Origin of the sequence: Roseiarcus fermentans, assembly GCF_003315135.1 — a bacterium.
Taxonomy (GTDB): Bacteria; Pseudomonadota; Alphaproteobacteria; order Rhizobiales; family Beijerinckiaceae; genus Roseiarcus; species Roseiarcus fermentans.
In genome coordinates this window covers 152,143-168,993 of the sequence record NZ_QNRK01000001.1, presented here as the reverse complement: position 1 = coordinate 168,993, position 16,851 = coordinate 152,143, and the positions used below count along the sequence as shown (strand labels likewise).

The 16,851-nt window shown below is 68.3% G+C and carries 14 protein-coding genes; 10 read left to right on the top strand and 4 right to left on the bottom strand.

From position 1 onward, the window contains the following. Positions 1–63: 63 nt before the first annotated feature. Positions 64–600, top strand: a complete 537-nt coding sequence (locus tag DFR50_RS00755) for a helix-turn-helix domain-containing protein (protein ID WP_113887271.1) — start codon at positions 64–66, stop codon at positions 598–600. Positions 601–1,005: 405 nt separating this feature from the next. Here DFR50_RS00755 and mbfA read toward each other — a convergent pair whose 3' ends face one another. Continuing rightward, complete coding sequence (gene mbfA / locus DFR50_RS00750; protein ID WP_425376058.1) at positions 1,006–2,013, bottom strand: iron exporter MbfA; 1,008 nt, start codon at positions 2,011–2,013, stop codon at positions 1,006–1,008. A gap of 272 nt (positions 2,014–2,285) precedes the next feature. Here mbfA and proB point away from each other — a divergent pair, with 272 nt between their 5' ends. Beyond that, positions 2,286–3,413: a glutamate 5-kinase gene (gene proB, locus DFR50_RS00745; protein WP_113887269.1), complete on the top strand. Its 1,128-nt coding sequence runs from the start codon at positions 2,286–2,288 to the stop codon at positions 3,411–3,413. A gap of 121 nt (positions 3,414–3,534) precedes the next feature. Here proB and DFR50_RS00740 read toward each other — a convergent pair whose 3' ends face one another. The 3 genes from DFR50_RS00740 to DFR50_RS00730 form a co-directional block, all read right to left on the bottom strand. Next, positions 3,535–3,981: a PIN domain-containing protein gene (locus tag DFR50_RS00740; RefSeq protein WP_170152983.1), complete on the bottom strand. Its 447-nt coding sequence runs from the start codon at positions 3,979–3,981 to the stop codon at positions 3,535–3,537. Further along, positions 3,978–4,238: a type II toxin-antitoxin system Phd/YefM family antitoxin gene (locus DFR50_RS00735; protein ID WP_113887267.1), complete on the bottom strand. Its 261-nt coding sequence runs from the start codon at positions 4,236–4,238 to the stop codon at positions 3,978–3,980. The genes DFR50_RS00740 and DFR50_RS00735 overlap by 4 nt, the downstream gene beginning before the upstream one ends. A gap of 130 nt (positions 4,239–4,368) precedes the next feature. Continuing rightward, positions 4,369–5,739: an aminotransferase-like domain-containing protein gene (locus DFR50_RS00730; protein WP_113887266.1), complete on the bottom strand. Its 1,371-nt coding sequence runs from the start codon at positions 5,737–5,739 to the stop codon at positions 4,369–4,371. A gap of 138 nt (positions 5,740–5,877) precedes the next feature. On the opposite strand from DFR50_RS00730, the gene DFR50_RS00725 reads away from it, so the two are divergent. The 8 genes from DFR50_RS00725 to DFR50_RS00690 all read left to right on the top strand — a co-directional run bounded on the left by DFR50_RS00725 (position 5,878) and on the right by DFR50_RS00690 (position 16,791). Then, on the top strand, positions 5,878–7,194 hold the full coding sequence (locus DFR50_RS00725) for a hydroxymethylglutaryl-CoA reductase, degradative (RefSeq protein WP_113887265.1): 1,317 nt from the start codon (positions 5,878–5,880) through the stop codon (positions 7,192–7,194). A gap of 12 nt (positions 7,195–7,206) precedes the next feature. After that, positions 7,207–8,208: an ABC transporter permease gene (locus tag DFR50_RS00720; protein WP_113887264.1), complete on the top strand. Its 1,002-nt coding sequence runs from the start codon at positions 7,207–7,209 to the stop codon at positions 8,206–8,208. Positions 8,209–8,245: 37 nt separating this feature from the next. Next, entirely contained in the window at positions 8,246–9,262 is a 1,017-nt protein-coding gene (locus tag DFR50_RS00715; RefSeq protein WP_113887263.1) for a sugar ABC transporter substrate-binding protein, read from the top strand. A gap of 12 nt (positions 9,263–9,274) precedes the next feature. After that, entirely contained in the window at positions 9,275–11,380 is a 2,106-nt protein-coding gene (locus DFR50_RS00710; protein WP_113887262.1) for an ABC transporter permease, read from the top strand. Beyond that, positions 11,380–12,483 (top strand): NHL repeat-containing protein, encoded by a 1,104-nt coding sequence (locus DFR50_RS00705; RefSeq protein ID WP_113887261.1) that lies wholly within the window; start codon positions 11,380–11,382, stop codon positions 12,481–12,483. Before DFR50_RS00710 ends, DFR50_RS00705 begins: the two co-directional genes overlap by 1 nt. Beyond that, on the top strand, positions 12,476–13,975 hold the full coding sequence (locus tag DFR50_RS00700; RefSeq protein ID WP_113887260.1) for a sugar ABC transporter ATP-binding protein: 1,500 nt from the start codon (positions 12,476–12,478) through the stop codon (positions 13,973–13,975). The genes DFR50_RS00705 and DFR50_RS00700 overlap by 8 nt, the downstream gene beginning before the upstream one ends. A 56-nt stretch (positions 13,976–14,031) precedes the next feature. After that, positions 14,032–14,931 (top strand): hydroxymethylglutaryl-CoA lyase, encoded by a 900-nt coding sequence (locus DFR50_RS00695; RefSeq protein ID WP_113887259.1) that lies wholly within the window; start codon positions 14,032–14,034, stop codon positions 14,929–14,931. A 93-nt stretch (positions 14,932–15,024) separates the two neighbouring features. Next, positions 15,025–16,791: a chloride channel protein gene (locus DFR50_RS00690; protein ID WP_113887258.1), complete on the top strand. Its 1,767-nt coding sequence runs from the start codon at positions 15,025–15,027 to the stop codon at positions 16,789–16,791. Positions 16,792–16,851 lie beyond the last annotated feature (60 nt).

The following is a 16,851-nucleotide window of genomic DNA, read 5'->3' as shown; positions in this document are numbered from 1 at the left end:
AAATCCTTGGCGAGCGCGCAAAACCGTTCTATCTTTGTTCCCAGTCGCAACGGAGACCGCCTCGTGTCCGCCCCCAAAAGCCCCTCCGCCGACGCCCGCCGCGACCGGTCGCCCGCCGCGCGCGAGGCGGCGCGGCGGAAGAAGGCAGAGCGGGAGGCGCGGGTGGTCGGTCTGCTCGCCGCCGGCCTGTCAGTGGCCGAGATCGCGCGGCGGGAGGGGGTGACCGAGCGCGGTTTTCGCAAATCCCTGCGCGGGCTCATCGCCCGTCGCGAACCGCAGGCGCCGGCCCGGTACGCCGCCGTGCAGGCGAACCGCCTGCACGAGGCGCTGCGGCAATCGTTCGACGCGATGTCGGGCGGCGATCTCGCGGCGGTCGACCGGGTGGTGGCGATCGTTCGCGAACTCGACCTTCATCACGGCTTCGCCGCCCCTGGCCGCAGGCGCGGCGGCGGGGACGGAGAGCGGAGCGTCGCTGTGGGCGCGCTCGCCGAGCGCGGCTACGAGAGCGCCGGCGCGCGGGCCGCAACGCCCGAGCCGCCGCGAGTCAGGAGGCGATCCCTCTCCCTCCGGGAGAGGACAGGCCGCGAAGCGGCCAGGTGAGGGCCCGCCACGCCGACCGTCGGCGTTCCGGGCCCTCCCCCCATACGAGTCCCATACGAGTCCGGGGCTGCCGGGCTTCGCCCGGCAATCCCTCTCCACGAGGGAGAGCGCGGCCGCTCGAGCGGCGCCCCGGTCGTAACTCCCAAGGTGGGGTCGTTACACTTCGTCATCGCGAGGAGCCCGAAGGGCGACGCGGCGATCCAGGAGCCGTCTGCGCTGCCGGCTGCCGAAGCGCTGGACTCCACTGGCGGCAGGCATCGGCGTCCCGGACTCCTGGATCGCCGCGTCGCTTCGCTCCTCGCGATGACGGCTTTGAAGCGAGCCCCCGCCTTGGGAGTCGCCCCGGGCCGGCGAATCCGCCGCAAGACGCTGAAAAGCCTCGATTCGGGAGCCCACTCGGCGCCTTCAGCTCACCCCGATCAGCACGCCGGCGGCGAACACCAGCGCGCCGCCGATCATCACCTTGGCCGCCGCCGCCAGCGGCGGCGTCTGCATGTAGCGCCACTGGATGAAGGAGATGGCGATCAGTTCGATCACCACGACGCAGATGGCGATCAGGGTCGCCCAATAGAAATCGGGAAGGAGGAAGGGCAGCGTGTGGCCGATGCCGCCCGCCGTGGTCATCAGGCCGCAGACGAGGCCGCGCAGCAGCGGCGCGCCGCGTCCCGACAGTTTTCCATCGTCCGCCAGCGCTTCGGCGAAACCCATCGAGATGCCGGCGCCGACGGAAGCGGCGAGGCCGACGAGGAAGGCGTTCCAGGGATCGCGGGTGGCGAAGGCGGCCGCGAACACCGGCGCGAGCGTCGACACCGACCCGTCCATCAGGCCGACGAGGCCCGGCTGGATGATCTGCAGAATGAACCGGCGCCGCTCGTGCTCCGCCTCGGTGTCGCGGGCGCTGTCGGTCAGGAGCTCCCGTTCCAGCACCGAGACGCGGTTGTCGTGCTGGTCCTCGACCGCGGCGAGATCGCCGAGCAGCTTTCGGATCGCGGCGTCGCTGGTGCGGCCGATCGCCTCGCGGTAGAAGCGCGCCGCGCCCTTCTCCATCTTGCTGGCGTGAGCGCGCACCGCCTCGAGGTTGAGCGGGCGGACCTGCCACACCGGGGTCTGCGGGATGTAGCCGCGGATGTCCTGGCGGCGGATCAGCGGAATGTGCTCGCCGAATTTTTTCACGAACAGGTCGATCAGCTGGCGCCGGTGGCCGTTCTCCTCGGCGGCCATTTCGGTAAAGACCTGGGCGCTCGCCGGATAGTCGGCGACGAGGCCGTCGGCGAAGTCGGCGTAGATGCGGCTGTCCTCCTCCTCGTTGGCGATCGCCAGCGCCAGCATCTCGCGTTCGCTCAAGTCGTCGAAATTCCGCATCGTCGCGTCCTTCGGCTTGTTGCGCTCGTCCCGCGCGAAATGTTTGTGGATATTTGCGTCGGGCCCGCGGGCGGCGCGCCGCGATCGGCAGGAACCGGAGCGTGTCGGCGAAGCGTAATCGGAGGCCTCATCGCGGTCAACGCCGAGAGAAAACGGCCGTCGCAGCGGTTCGGATCATGCTCGCGCCCGGCCGGCCCGCCTCGCGACGGCGATCCGATCCGCGCCTTGCCATCCCGGCCGGCCGGCGCTAGAGGGGGGCCGACCCCGGCGCTCGCCCGGATTTTCCCGCGCATTCGGGCGCTTTGTCTCGCAAGCCTTCCGCTGTGGCTCAGGTTCCCTCTCTCGACCAATTCCAGCACGTCGTCGTCAAGGTCGGCTCGTCCCTGCTGGTCGACTCGGCGCGCGGGGCGATCCGGCAGACCTGGCTCGACGCGCTGGTCGAGGACATCGCAGCGCTCCATGCGCGCGGCGCCAACGTGACGGTCGTCTCGTCGGGGGCGATCGCGCTCGGGCGCACCGTCGCCCGCCTGCCGAAGGGCAGGCTCAAGCTCGAGGACAGCCAGGCCTCCGCCGCCATCGGCCAGATCGCGCTCGCGAGCGCCTGGTCGCAGGCGCTGCACCGCCATGGGATCGTCGCCGGACAGGTGCTGGTGACGCTCCAGGACACCGAGGAGCGGCGCCGCTACCTCAACGCGCGCGAGACGCTGGCGCGGCTGATGGCGATGCGGGCGGTGCCGATCATCAACGAGAACGACACCGTCGCCACCAGCGAGATCCGCTACGGCGACAACGACCGGCTCGCCGCCCGCGTCGCCACCATGGCGAGCGCCGATCTGCTGGTTCTGCTGTCCGACGTCGCCGGCCTCTACGATTCCCCGCCGGGCGACAACGCCCAGGCGAAGTTTTTGCCGGTGGTCGAGAAGGTGACGGCGGAGATCGAGGCGATGGCGGGCGGCGCGGCCTCGGAATTGTCACGTGGCGGCATGCGCACCAAGATCGAGGCGGCGCGCATCGCGACGTCGGCGGGCACACACATGATCATCGCCGACGGCCGCGTCGCCCACCCGATCCAGCGCGTGGCCGGGGGCGGCCGCTGCACCTGGTTCCTCACCCCGTCCAATCCCGTCGCGGCGCGAAAGATCTGGATCGGCGGGTCGCTGGAACTGAAAGGGGCGGTCACTGTGGATGCGGGCGCCGCCGCAGCGCTTCAGCGCGGAAAAAGCCTGCTGCCGGCCGGCGTCGTCCGGGTCGAGGGCGCCTTTTCGCGCGGCGATTGCGTGGCCATCGTCGACGAGCGCGGGGCGGAGATCGGCCGCGGGCTGATCGCCTTCGACGCGCTGCACGCCGAAAAGATCCGCGGCCGCAATTCCCGCGACATCGCGACCCTCCTCGGCGCGACGGGGCGGGCCGAGATGATCCATCGCGACGACATGACGCTCGCCGGGCGGTAAGGGGGCGGGGGTGTCGAGACCGCACCACAGAGCCCGATCGCAAACGCGCGCAACTCGGTCGTACCTGCCTCCCGTGGAGAACGACGGCGCCGCCGCAGAAGACCTTACCCGAACAGTCCCTTCAACCGACCAGCAAATCGTCGATCGACTTCGTGTTCGCCGCATCGAAAGGATTGATCAAGCGCAACCCGTCGAGGGTTCGGCCGTCCTGCATGTCTTCGGTCAGCAGCGCCGTCGCGCCAGCCCCGGCGGACGACGCGCAGACGACGCAATCCCAGAATTGCAGATGATGCGCGCGGGCCAGCCCGGACGCCCTGTTGATGATGGCTTCGGTCGTCGGTGGCGTGATGAACACGGACTGGTAGAGTCGCGCCTGCCGGATCGCTTCGTCGAGGGCGTTTGGGAAGCGCCGCTGGACGAAACGAAGAAACTCTCCGAGGACTTGAACCGGCAGGACGCCGTCCCGGGCGACCCGCAGGATCAGATCGGCGGACCGAATCCCCTTTTCCGAGTCGGGCTCGATCTCCGCGTAGATCAGGATGTTGCTGTCGAGCGGGACGCGGGTCACCGCCGGTCGTCGCCATACAGGTCGTCCTCGCGGATCGTCCCGACACGACGGCCCGATCCGCGCTTGGCTCGCAGGCTTTCCGTCAGCGCCGCGAAATTCGTCCGCCACTCGGGATCGTCGGCGCGGTCCCGGGGCTGCGGCGTGATCCTGGCCACGGGTCTGCCGTCCCTGGTCACGACGATCGTCTCGCCCTGCTCGGCGGCGGCGATGGTCTGTGACAGATTCTGGTCGACCTCTCGAACGCTCATCTCGCGCATGAGCCTCTCCCGTTTCGTTCCACGTTGCGACACGGGCGCCGATCGCGCAAGTGGCGAGGCCTGATGGCTTTCGCGGACCCTCCCTCCACGATCGCCACGCGATCGGCGTAGGGTCACCGGCAGTGGGCGGTCACGCCCGGAGGGTGCGGCTGAGATAGTCGTAGAAGCGCGGATCGTCGGCGCGCGCGACGTTCACCCGCATGCCCGCCGCGGTGCTGGCTCTGTCGACGCTGAACACGCTGCCCGGCGCGATGAACAGGCCGTCGCGCGCGGCCGTTCGCGCGTATGCGATGTCGTCGACGCCGCTGGGAAACTTGAGGAACAGATAGTAGCCGCCGGTCGGCTGGGCGAACACCTCGAGCCTGCGCCGGCTGAAGTTCTGCATGACGTTGTCCGTCGCCCGTTCGATGCGCTGCGCCAGGCGGTTCAGGTGCTTGCGATAGCGCCCGTCGTCCAGCAGGCCGTGCACCATCCGCTCGATGTGGCCGGAACTGTTGACGGTGGTGAGCATCTTCAGCTCCGCCAGGGAGGCGATGAGGTCGGCCCGCCCAAGGACGTAGCCGCAGCGCAGGTTCGCCGACAGCGTCTTGGCGAAGGTGCCGACGGTGACGACGTTCTGAAGCTGGTCGAGCGTCGCGAGATCGACCCCCTTGCAGTTCGGCAGGTCGATGAAGGGCTCGTCCTGAACCAGCAGGATCTGCCGTCTCGAAACGACGTTCAGGAGGGCGTGGGCGGTGGCGAGCGACGTGGAGCTCGCGGTCGGATTTTGCGAGATCGACTGGGTGAAGAAGATCTTGGGGCGCTCCTCGTCGAGCTTGCGCGCCAGAACCTCGAGGTCGGGGCCGTACTCCCGGCGCGGAACGCCGACGATGCGCGCCTGCGCCAGCGTGAGCTTGGCGAACAGCGGGTAATAGCCCGGGTCGTCGACGAACGCCGTGTCGCCCGGCGACAGGAAGTGGCGGATGATCAGGTCGAGCGCATGATTGCCGCCGAACGTCAGCAGCACGTTCTGCGGGCCGCTGCGAACCTCGCGCGCCAGGAACGAGCGGGCGATCTTGTCGCGCAGCTCGGGGAGTCCCATCGCCGAGCCATAGCCGTCTTCGCTGGCGGAGCGGCTCGAACTGTAGACGCCCAGCCGCCTGCGCACTTCGGGTTCTTCCGTCCACGACGGCGGCGGCCGGCCGTCGCCGACACGGACCGAGAAACTCTCTTCGAGCTGGGCGCGCAGCAGCGTCGCGATGTCGACCGCTTCCGCAACGTGGCTCGGCCGCGCCGACTGCACGTCGCTCGGCGGCTCGGTGACGACGAAGCCCGAGCCCTGACGCGCGCTCAGGAGGCCGGCGGCGACCAGTCGGTCGTAGGCTTCGATGACGGTGTTTTTCGAGACGCCGAAGTCCGCCGCCGCCTGGCGTATCGACGGCGCCTTGGCGCCGACCTTGATCGCGCCGGCCTCGATCCGTTTCCGCAGACCGTCGACCACCGCATCCGTCCGGGTCCCCAACCGACATCTCCCGCCATCTGTACCCAGGAAAACCAGGGTACGATATATAACTGTTTCCTTGATCCGTACCTTGATGAAGGGACACTGTCATAGGATTGAATCGCTCACAAGCCATTCCAAAGCCCAAGGGAGGTCGCCCTGTCGCCCGACACCAAGCGCCCAGCGCCCGGTCAACCCTATTCGTCGCGACTGGAGGGATTCCGCGATCTCGAACCGGAGGCGCGGCTCGAACAGGTCGCCGCCGCCGCCGGGCTCGACCAGGCGGCGCGCGCAGCGCTCAGAGGGGCCGGCTCGCTTCCGCTGCGCCTCGCCAACGGCATGATCGAGAACGTCATCGGACGGTTCGACCTGCCGCTCGGCGTCGCCACGAACTTCACCGTCAACGGCCGCGACTATCTGATTCCGATGGCCGTCGAAGAGCCGTCGATCGTCGCCGGCGCCTCCTACATGGCGCGGATCGCGCGGACCTGCGGAGGCTTCGAGACGTCGAGCAGCGCGCCGATCATGCGCGCGCAGGTGCAGGTCCTGTCGACCCGCGACCCGTTCGGCGCGCGCGCCAGGCTGCTCGCCCACAAGGCGCAGATCCTGGAGGAGGCGAACGCGAAGGACAAGGTGCTGATCGGCCTCGGCGGCGGCTGCAAGGACATCGAGGTCCACGTCTTCGAAGACACCGCCGTCGGTCCGATGGTGGTGCTGCACCTGCTCGTCGACGTCCGCGACGCGATGGGGGCCAATACGGTCAACACGATGGCGGAGACGATCGCGCCGACGATCGAGGCCATTACCGGCGGGACGGTGCGATTGCGCATCCTCTCCAATCTGGCCGACCTTCGCCTGGCGCGCGCGACCGTCAGGCTCACGCCCGACTCGCTCAAGACCAGCGAATTCTCCGGAGAGCGCATGGCGTCGGGTATCGTCGAAGCGTGCGCGCTGGCGCTCGTGGATCCGTATCGGGCCGCGACCCACAACAAGGGGATCATGAACGGCGTCGACCCTCTGGTGGTTGCGACCGGCAACGACTGGCGGGCCGTCGAGGCCGGCGCCCATGCCTGGGCCTGCCGTTCGGGCCGCTATTCGTCGCTGTCGCGCTGGGAGCTCGATGGCGAGGGCCGTCTCGTCGGCACCCTGGAAATGCCGATGCCGCTCGGTCTCGTCGGCGGCGCGACCAAGACGCATCCGGCGGCGCGCGCCGCGCTCGCGCTGCTCGGCGTTCGCAGCGCCAGCGAGCTCGCCGAGATCGCCGTCGCCGTCGGTCTCGCCCAGAACATGGCGGCGCTGAGAGCGCTCGCGACCGAAGGCATTCAGCGTGGCCATATGGCGCTGCACGCGCGCAACATCGCCATTGTGGCCGGCGCCGTCGGCGATCAGATCGAGGTCGTCGCCAGGGAAATGGCCGACGCGCGCGACGTGAGCGTCGACCGCGCGAAAGCCGTTCTGGCGCAACTCGTGAACTGACGAGGCTCCGTCATGACGAACACGCCGCGATCGCGCCGTCTCGCCAGCCGCCTGCTCGGCAGCCAGGAGGGGATCGTCTTCGTCCTCGCGGCGACGGCCTTCGTCGTTTTCGCGCTGGCGCTGCCCGGGTTCGCCACGCCCGGCAATCTGGTTTCGCTGGTTCGAAGCGTCTCGGTCCTCGGCATCCTGGCGCTCGGCATGGCCATCGTGGTCATCGGACGCGGCATCGACGTCGCCATGATCGCCACCATGGTGGTGTCGGTCTCCTGGGCCTTCGTGATCGCGCGGACCGGCTATCCGCTGGCGGAAGCGCTGGTCATCGGCGGCGCGTTCGCCCTCGTCGCCGGCATTCTGATCGGCGCCCTGATCGCCTATGGCGACGTTCCGCCGATCTTCGCCACGCTGGCGGCGGGGTCGATCATCTACGGGCTCGGCCGCACGTTCTTCTTCACCCTCGAGATGCAGAACGTTCCGCCGGGAAACGACTGGTTCGATTTCATCGGAAAGTCGCGCGTCCTCGGCGTTCCCGTCACCGTGATCGCCTTCGCAGTCCTGTGCGCCCTGGCGCATTTCGCGCTCACCTCGACGCGCTTCGGCTGGCAGACCTACGCCATGGGCAGCAACCCGAACACGGCGCGCACCACCGGCGTACCGATGCGCGCGATGGTCATCGCGCACTACGCGCTGAGCGCCCTCGTCGCCTACGTCGCCGGTCTGATCCTCGCTTCCTCCGCCTCGGCCATCAACGCCCGGCTCTACAATTCGACCATGATCTACGACATCCTGCTCGTGATCGTGCTCGGCGGAATCGGGCTCAACGGCGGCGCCGGGCGCATCCGCAACGTCGTCCTCGGCACGATCTTCGTCGGCATTCTCCTCAACGGCATGACGATTCTCGACGTGCCCTTCACCATTCAGAACCTGGTCAAGGGCGTGGTTCTGCTTCTCGCCATCGTTTTCGATTCGCTCGTCAATCCGCGCGACGAGCAAACGTCGCAGCAAGGCGACCTTTAGGCGCGCGGACCAGGAATCCACACAAGGGAGGATAGTCATGAAACTCGGTCAATTGGCGCTCGCGGCGGCGACCGCCCTGGCGATGGCGGTCGGGCTGACCGGCGCGTCGGCTCAGGACAAGGGCCTGGAGAACCCGCGCAGCGCGGCGTTCCATTCCGGTCTCGAAGGCAAGAAGGTCGTCTTCCTGCCCCTGTCGATGGGCTTCGACCTGACGGAAGGCTGGGCGGCCCGCATGCGCAATCAGGCCAAGCGCCTGAACTACGATTTCCAGATCCGCGACCCGGCCTGGAGCACCGACGCCGGAACGCGCGCGCTGCAGTCGCTCATCTCCGAGAAGCCGGACCTGATCGTGGCGCACAACCCGGACATCCAGTCCTATGCGCGTCTGCTCGCGCAGGCCCAGGCGGCCGGCATCAAGGTGGTGCAGATCAATCTCGAATCCAACACCCAGACCGATTCCTACGTCGGCGCCGACTGGACCGAGATCGGCGAACAGGCCGCCCTCGCCGTCGTCGACAAGTGCGGCGCGGGCAAGGGCAAGTCGACCAAGGTCGCCATCGACACCGGCGTCCCGACGGCGGCCTCGGACGTCTTCCAGCTCGACGGAATCTACCGGGTTCTGAAGAAGCATCCGGAGATTCAGGTCGTGTCGCAGCAGGCCACCGAGTACAACGCCGAAAAGGCGCGCTCGATCATGGAGACGGTGCTTCAGCAGCACCCCGATCTGTGCGCCGGCATCGGCATCTGGGACAACCAGGACACCGGCACCGCCTCCGCGATCAAGGCGGCGGGCAAGAGCGACCAGGTCTTCCTCGTCACCAGCGGCGGCGGCAACCGCGTCGGCTGCGAGAACGTCACCAACGGCAACTTCAGCCTCTACATCAGCTACAACGTCCCTCTGCAGGGCGACCTCCTCAATCAGGAGATCGCGCGCCTGCTCCTGTCGAAGTCGAAAGCCGGCGAAACGAAGACCATGTACTTCAACCCGCTGACGCTGATTACCAAAGACAACGTGAACCAGCGCAATTGCTGGACCCTCGACGACATCAAGTGACGGCGTGAGACGATGACCTCCGACGCGTTCATACGTCTGCGATACCGGCTGGTTCCGGATCGCATCGTCGGCGAGATCCTGTCCAAGAGCTGGATCGACAGCGCCATCCCGGCGCTGGCGCTCGTCCTGGTCGTCGTCTCCATGCAAATCGCGATTCCCGGCTATTTCTCCGCCGGGAGTCTCTCGGACCTGTCGCGGCAGGTCGCGGAGTTCGGTCTCGTCGCGATCGCAATGACGATCGTGATGCTGTCCGGCGGCATCGACCTTTCGGTCGGTTCGATGTTTGCGCTGTGCGTGCTCGCGGCGCTGACGTCGATGAACGTCCTCGGACTGCCGATCGGCGTCGCGGCCGCAGCGACCGCGGCGACGGGCCTGGCGTGCGGCGCCCTCAACGGCGCGCTGGTCGGCTATTTGCGCCTGCGCGCGTTCATCACGACGCTCGTTACGCTGGTGATCTTTCGCGCCCTCTACGACATCGTGTTTCCGCGGCTCGCGAGCGGGATCGTGGGAAGTTCGCCTCAGTCGCCGCTCTGGGACACGATCGGATTCGGCGATGTCGTCGGCGTTCCGGTTTCCTTCGTCATTTTCGCCGTGCTCGCCATCGTCATCCACATCGGCCTGTCGCGGCTGAAGCCGGGCTGGCGGCTCAGGGCGGTCGGAGGCGCGCGTCGGTCGGCCTACAACGCCGGCATCAACGTCAAGCTGACCGTCTTCTTCGCCTATGTCGCGTCCGGCCTTCTGGTCGCGACGGCGGCCTTCCTGTTTTCGGCGCGCCTCGGGAGCACCGGCGCCGACACCGGAATCGGACTCGAGATCGCCATTCTGACCGCCGTTCTGCTCGGCGGCGTGACCTTGGGCGGCGGGCGCGGCTCGGTCGGAAACGCGATCATCGGTTCGCTGTTCGTGCTGATCCTGACCAGCGGGCTGATCCGGCTCGGGCTGCCCGGCTCGCTGAACCAGCTCATTCTCGGCGTGATCCTGGTCGCGGCCACGCTCTTCAATGCGAAATGGATCAAGAACCGCGGCAAGGTGCTGGCGAAGGTCTACGTGTCGCCGACCTACCTCGGCTTGCCCGAGCGCACGGCGGCGCCCGAGCGTTTCGCGATGAACGACCGCCTCGGCGCGGCCGAGCCGATCGGCCTGGGCGAAGTCGAGGGACCGGAAGACGTCGTCCTCGACGGGCAGGACAATCTCTACACCGGGACACGGCACGGTACGATCGTCAAGTTCTTCGCGCCGGACTATCGCCGCAGCGAAGTGTTCGCCCGGATCGGCGGCCATCCGCTCGGGCTCGTGTTCGCGCCCGACGGCGATCTCTACACCTGCGTCGGCGGCATGGGCGTCTACAAGGTCAGCCCGAACGGCGAGGTCGCCAGGGTCACCGACGAGACCAACCGGAGCTGGTTCTCGATCATCGACGACTCGCGCCTCCGTCTTCCCGACGACCTCGATATTGCGCCCGATGGCCGCATTTTCTTCAGCGAGGCGACCATCCGCTACGAAATGTCGGAATGGGCGGTGGACGGGCTCGAGGGGCGCGGGAACGGACGCCTGATCTGTCACGATCCGAAGACCGGGCGGACGCGAACGGTGTTGCGCGGCCTCAAGTTTCCCAACGGGATCGCGATGTGTCGCGACGGGCAGTCGCTCCTGTTCGCGGAGACCTGGGCCTGCCGCATCAACCGCTACTGGTTCGACGGGCCGAAGGCGGGCGTCCGCGAGGTCTTCATCGACGGCCTGCCGGGCTATCCCGACAACCTCAACCGCGGCTCGGACGGGACCTTCTGGATCGCGCTGCTCGGCATGCGCACCAAGACCTTCGATCTGGCGATGCGCAAGCCCGGCTTCCGCAGGCGGGTCGCCAAGCGGCTGGCGCCGGACGAGTGGCTGTTTCCCAACATCAACCGCGGCTGCGTCGTCCGCGTCTCCGAACAGGGCGAGATCCTGGACGTGCTGTGGGATCGGCGCGGCGAGAAACACGCCTCGATCACCTCGACCTGCGAGCACAAGGGCTGGCTCTACCTCGGCGGGGTCTCCAACAACCGGGTCGGGCGGGTGAGGATCGACGGCGCCGATCCGACCTGGACCACGGCCCATGACGACGGGGGGCGACGCTGATGTTCGCCATGCTCAGAGCCGCCGGACGCGCCCTGATCGGCCGCGACACATTCGTCTCGGTTCCGCCGATGGACGGCCCATTCAAGCCGAACGCCCTTCTCGAACAGGCGGAGCGACTGTTCATCCTCCCGGATGTCGACTCCGTCGTGACGGCCGGCGGGGCAGCCTATTGCTCCGCCGGTCGCTGCCTCCATCGCATCGAACACCGGGGCGGCGCCTTCGTCGCCGTCGAGGCGCGCCGGTTCGGATCGCGGGTCGCCTTTCTCGCGGGCGCCCCGAACGGCCGCCTGATCGTCGGGGTCGAGTCCGAAGGGCTGCATGTGCGGACGGCGGACAGCGCCTGGAGCTTCGTTCCGGTTCCGACCCCCTTGTCGTCCTGCATGACCGCGGGCGCGGCGCTCGATGACGAGCGCGTGCTCGTCTGCGTCGGGTCCACCCGCAATCGAGCCGTCGACTGGAAGCGCGATCTCATGGAGAACGGCGCCTCCGGAGCCGTCGTCGTCGTCGAGCTCGGCAAAGGCGCCGTCAGGACGATCGCCGCGGATCTGGCGTTTCCCTACGGCGCGCTCGTCCAGCGGAACGGGACGGTCCTCGTCTCGGAGAGCTGGCGCCACCGGATCCTTCGCTTGCGAATCTCGACGGACCGCGCGCCTGAGACGCTCCTCGACGACCTGCCGGCCTACCCGGCGCGCATGGCGGCGGCGTCGGACGGCGGATTCTGGCTGGCCCTGTTCGCGCCCCGCCGGCAATTGTTCGAATTCCTGCTCGTCGAGCACGATTTTCGTCGCGACATGATCGCCACGATCGACGAGGACGACTGGATCGGTCCCGATTATCGCTCCTCCGATGCGCCCGACCAACCCTTGCAGCAGGGGTCCGTTCGTCAGATGGGGATCGTCAAGCCCTGGGCGCCGTCGCGATCCTACGGGCTCGTGGCGCGGTGCGACGCGGACGGCGCGCCGATCGGCAGCCTGCACAGCCGGGCCGACGGCTCGCTGCACGGCGTCGCCTCGATCGCCGAATGGAACCAGGACCTTCTGATTGCGTCGCGCGGCGCGGGCGTCGTCGCGCGCGTCGCTTCGTTCGAGGCCGCCCATGACTGACGTCGTCGAATTCAGGGATGCGACCAAGGCGTTCCGCGGCAATCCGGCGTTCCGGAACGTCAATCTCACGTTGCGAAAGGGCGAGGTGCTCGCGCTGGTCGGCGAGAACGGCGCCGGCAAGTCGACGCTGACCAAGGTCCTCGCCGGACTCTATCGGTTGACCTCGGGCGAACTCCGGCTCGAAGGCGCGCCGGTCCAGTTCGCTTCGCCCGCCGAGGCGCTGCGCTGCGGCGTCGCGATGGTGTTTCAGGAGACGAACCTCATTCCGTCGATGACGGTGGCGCAGAACATCTTCCTCGGCGCCGAGAATTTCTTCAACCGGCTACGCGGCGTCAACATCGCGGCTCAGCAGCACCTGCAGAGCTTGAACTTTCCCGTCGAACCGACCGCGCTGGTGTCGAGCCTCGGCGCCGCGAAAAAGCAGATGGTCGAGATCGCCCGCGCCGTGCACCACAAGGCGCGGATCTTCATCTTCGACGAGCCGACCGCCACGCTGACGCCGGAAGAGAAGCAGCATTTCTTCGCGCTCATCGGGACCCTGAAGAAGCAGGACGCCTCGATCATCTTCATCTCCCACGCGCTCGAAGAGGCGCTCACGATCGCCGACCGCATCGCCGTGCTGCGCGACGGGCAGCTGATCGTGGCCGACGACGCCAAAAACTTCACCCGCGAACGGATCGTTCAGGCGATGGTCGGACGACAGCTCACCGCCCAGCTGTACGGCGGGGAGACCGCGCGCAGACGGGTGCGCAAGCGCGGCGAAAAGGTGCTCGCGCTCGAAAACGTCACGATGGGGAAGGCGGTGCGGGGCGCGACCCTGTCGGTCTACGCCGGCCAGATCACCGGGATGTTCGGCCTCGTCGGGGCCGGACGCACCGAAATGATGAAGATCGCCGCCGGAGTGCTGAAACGGGACTTCTGGCATGGCGGCCGGATCAAGCTGCGCGGCGAGCCGGTTCGATTTCGGGTTCCGCGCCAGGCGGTCGAGCGCGGCGTGGCCTACGTGACCGAGGACCGCAAACTCGACGGTCTCTTCGAAAGCATGCGAATGGCTCAGAACGTCTTCCTCGGCAGGCTGGCGATGGGGGCCAATCCGGTGGCTTACGTCACCATGGCCGAGGCGCGACGGCAGTCGGAGCGCTGGCTGGACGCGTTGAATGTCCGCGCGATCGACAAGAACGCCAAGGTGATCGAGCTGTCGGGCGGCAACCAGCAGAAGATCGTCGTCGCCAAGTCGCTTATTCAGAACCCCTCGCTGATCATTTTCGACGAGCCGACGCGCGGGGTCGACGTCGGCGCGATCGCCGAGATCCATCACATGATTCAGAGCCTCGCCGACGCGGGGGCGGCGGTGGTGGTGATCTCCTCGTACCTGCCGGAGATCCTCAGCCTCTCGGATCGCATTCTGGTGGCGCGGCAAGGGCGCATCGTCGAGGAAATGACGGTCGACGAAGCGACCGAGGAAAAGATCATGTACGCGGCGGTGCACTGATTCGGAGGTCGCCGACCCCGCGTTGTCGTCTCCCCGACCATCCCGAGAGCCGAGCCATGGCGTTTCCATCCCGAGTCCGGATCGTCGAGGTCGGTCCGCGCGACGGCCTGCAGAACGAGGCGGCTCAGGTCCCGACCGGGATCCGGCTCGAGCTGATCGACCGGCTCGGCGAGGCGGGCCTGCGGACGATCGAGGCGGGCAGCTTCGTGTCGCCCCGATGGGTTCCCCAGATGACCGACACGGCCGACCTCGTCCGACGGCTGAAGCGGCGTCCGGGCGTCGCCTATCCGGTGCTCGTGCCCAATGAGAAGGGCCTCGACGCGGCGCTCGCCGCCGGCGCGGACGAGATCGCCGTGTTCGCGGCGGCCTCGCAGGCCTTCTCGCGCAAGAACATCAATTGCAGCGTCGAGGAAAGCCTCGCCCGTTTCGCGCCCGTCCTGGAACGGGCGCTGGCGAACGGGATCCGCGTGCGCGGCTACGTCTCCTGCGTGCTCGGCTGCCCTTATCAGGGGGACGTCGCCGTGGCGGACGTCGTGCGCGTCGCCGGCGAACTGACCGCAATGGGATGCTACGAGATCTCGCTGGGCGACACCATCGGCGTCGGCACGCCGCTCGCCGCGCGCCGCTTGGTCGATGCGGTGTCCGCCAGCATCCCGCTCCAGCACGTCGCGGTTCATTTCCACGACACCTATGGACAGGCGCTCGCCAACATCTTCGCCTGCCTCGAGCGGGGCGTATCCGTCGTCGATTCCTCGATCGGCGGCCTCGGGGGTTGCCCCTACGCCAAGGGCGCCACCGGCAATGTTGCGACCGAAGACGTCGTCTACATGCTGCAGGGGATGGGCGTCGAAACCGGCGTCTCACTGGACAGGCTGATCGAGACCTCCCTGTTCATCGCGCGCGCCCTCGGCCGCGCTCCGCGTTCGCATCTCGCGATGGCCCGCACAGCCGGCTGAATTCGCGCACGACGCGGCCTTGGCTTCGCGCGTCGCGCCACGCATAAATCCGCCCATGCCGATGAACCTCGATCGACCGGACGGGCCTCGCGGATGAGAATAGCGCGCCCGGCGCTCCTCCTCCTGGCGCGGCTACGCGGGTCGCTGCGCGGCGGCGAGTTCGGGCTGGTCGTGCTGGCGATCGCTGTCGGCGCGCTCTCGGGGGTCGCGGTCAGCGCCATGACCCTGATCGTCGATTTCGCCCATGTCGTGATCTACGGCATTCCCTTCGACGTCCGCCTCAGCGCCGCCGAGCGCGTTCCGTTGGTGGCCGCTTTCGCCGCGCCCATGCTCGCCGGCCTCGCCCTCGGCGCGATCGACGTTTTCCGGGCGCGTCGAAAACTGTCGCCGGGGGTCGATCCGGTCGAGGCCAACGCGCTCAGGGGCGGGCGCATGTCGCTCAGCGACAGCCTGCTGGTGGCGGCGCAGACGGTGATGTCGAACGGCTGCGGGGCGTCGGTCGGCCTCGAGGCCGGATACGCCCAGATCGGCGGCGGGCTCGCCTCGCGCATCGGGCTGAACGGCCGCCTTCGCCGGCAGGATCTGCGCATGCTGGTCGGCTGCGGCGCCGGCGGCGCCATCGCGGCGGCCTTCGGCGCGCCGATCACGGGCGCCTTCTACGCCTTCGAGCTGATCATCGGCGTCTATTCGCTCGCCATCGCCGGTCCGGTGTTCGCCGCCACGCTCACCGCCACGCTGACCACCAAGGCGATCGTCGGCGCGCCCTACGTGATCTCGGTCCCGGACGCGCCCACGCTGGCAATCGAGCATTACGTTGCTCTGATCGGGCTCGGGCTGGTGGCGGCCGCGCTCGGCGTCGGGGCGATGCAGGCGGCCGCCTGGATCGAGCGGGCGTTCCGCTTCTTCGTTCCCTCGCGGCTCCTGCGTCCGGTCGCGGGCGGATTTCTCCTCGGCTGCATGGCGCTCTACACGCCGCAGGTGCTGGGCGCCGGCCACGGCGCGCTCGGGCTCGACTTCTACTGGCCGCTCGGCGTGCGCGAACTCGTCATTCTCATCGCGCTGAAGCTTTTCGCCAGCATGGCCTCGCTCGCCTCCGGCTTTCGCGGCGGCCTGTTCTTCGCCTCGCTGTTCGTCGGCTCGCTGCTCGGCAAGCTCTATGCGATCGCGATCGCTTTCGCCTTTCCCGGCCTCGGGCTGGACATGGTCGCCTGCGTGCTCGTCGGCATGGGCGCGCTCAGCACCGCGATCGTCGGCGGCCCGCTGACCATGACCTTCCTCGTGCTCGAGAGCACCGGCAATCTCGGCATCGCCGGCGGCGTGCTCGCCGCCTCGATCGCCGCCTCGCTCGCGGTCCGCACGACGTTCGGCTATTCGTTCACCACCTGGCGCCTGCACCTGCGCGGCGAGACGATCCGCGGCGGGCAGGACGTGGGGTGGCTGCGCGACCTGACCGTGGCCAAGATGATGATCCCGTCGCCGGCGATCTTCCTCGCCGCCGGGAGCGTGCGCGCCTTCCGCGAGGCCTATCCGCTCGGCAGCGCCAACGTCGTGGTGGCGGTCGACGAGGATGGTCGCTACTGCGGCCTCGTCCATGTCGCCGAAGCGCACGCCGCGACGCTGGCGGACGACGACGACGGCGGAGCCGTGGGCCTTCTCGTCCATCTTCCGGCGACGACGCTGCATCCCGACGACGACATCCGGATGGCGCTCGACCTGTTCGGCGCCGTCCATGCCGACACCCTCGCCGTCACCGAGCGCGACACGGACCATGTTCTGGGAACCCTCGGCGAGGCCTTCGCGGCGCGCCGCTACGCGCAGGAGACCGACGGCGCGATGAAGGGCGTGCTCGGGGGCGGGTGAGGCAGGGCCTCGAAATTCACCGCCAAGGACACGAAGGCGCACAAAGACTTCGTGTCCTTG

What these genes read in the sequence shown, in the direction of transcription:
- DFR50_RS00735 (WP_113887267.1), bottom strand. Translation starts at nt 4,238, where the DNA reads ATGCGCGAGATGAGCGTTCGAGAGGTCGACCAGAATCTGTCACAGACC.
- DFR50_RS00720 (WP_113887264.1), top strand. Translation starts at nt 7,207, where the DNA reads ATGACGAACACGCCGCGATCGCGCCGTCTCGCCAGCCGCCTGCTCGGC.
- DFR50_RS00715 (WP_113887263.1), top strand. Translation starts at nt 8,246, where the DNA reads ATGAAACTCGGTCAATTGGCGCTCGCGGCGGCGACCGCCCTGGCGATG.
- DFR50_RS00710 (WP_113887262.1), top strand. Translation starts at nt 9,275, where the DNA reads ATGACCTCCGACGCGTTCATACGTCTGCGATACCGGCTGGTTCCGGAT.
- DFR50_RS00705 (WP_113887261.1), top strand. Translation starts at nt 11,380, where the DNA reads ATGTTCGCCATGCTCAGAGCCGCCGGACGCGCCCTGATCGGCCGCGAC.
- DFR50_RS00700 (WP_113887260.1), top strand. Translation starts at nt 12,476, where the DNA reads ATGACTGACGTCGTCGAATTCAGGGATGCGACCAAGGCGTTCCGCGGC.
- DFR50_RS00695 (WP_113887259.1), top strand. Translation starts at nt 14,032, where the DNA reads ATGGCGTTTCCATCCCGAGTCCGGATCGTCGAGGTCGGTCCGCGCGAC.
- DFR50_RS00690 (WP_113887258.1), top strand. Translation starts at nt 15,025, where the DNA reads ATGAGAATAGCGCGCCCGGCGCTCCTCCTCCTGGCGCGGCTACGCGGG.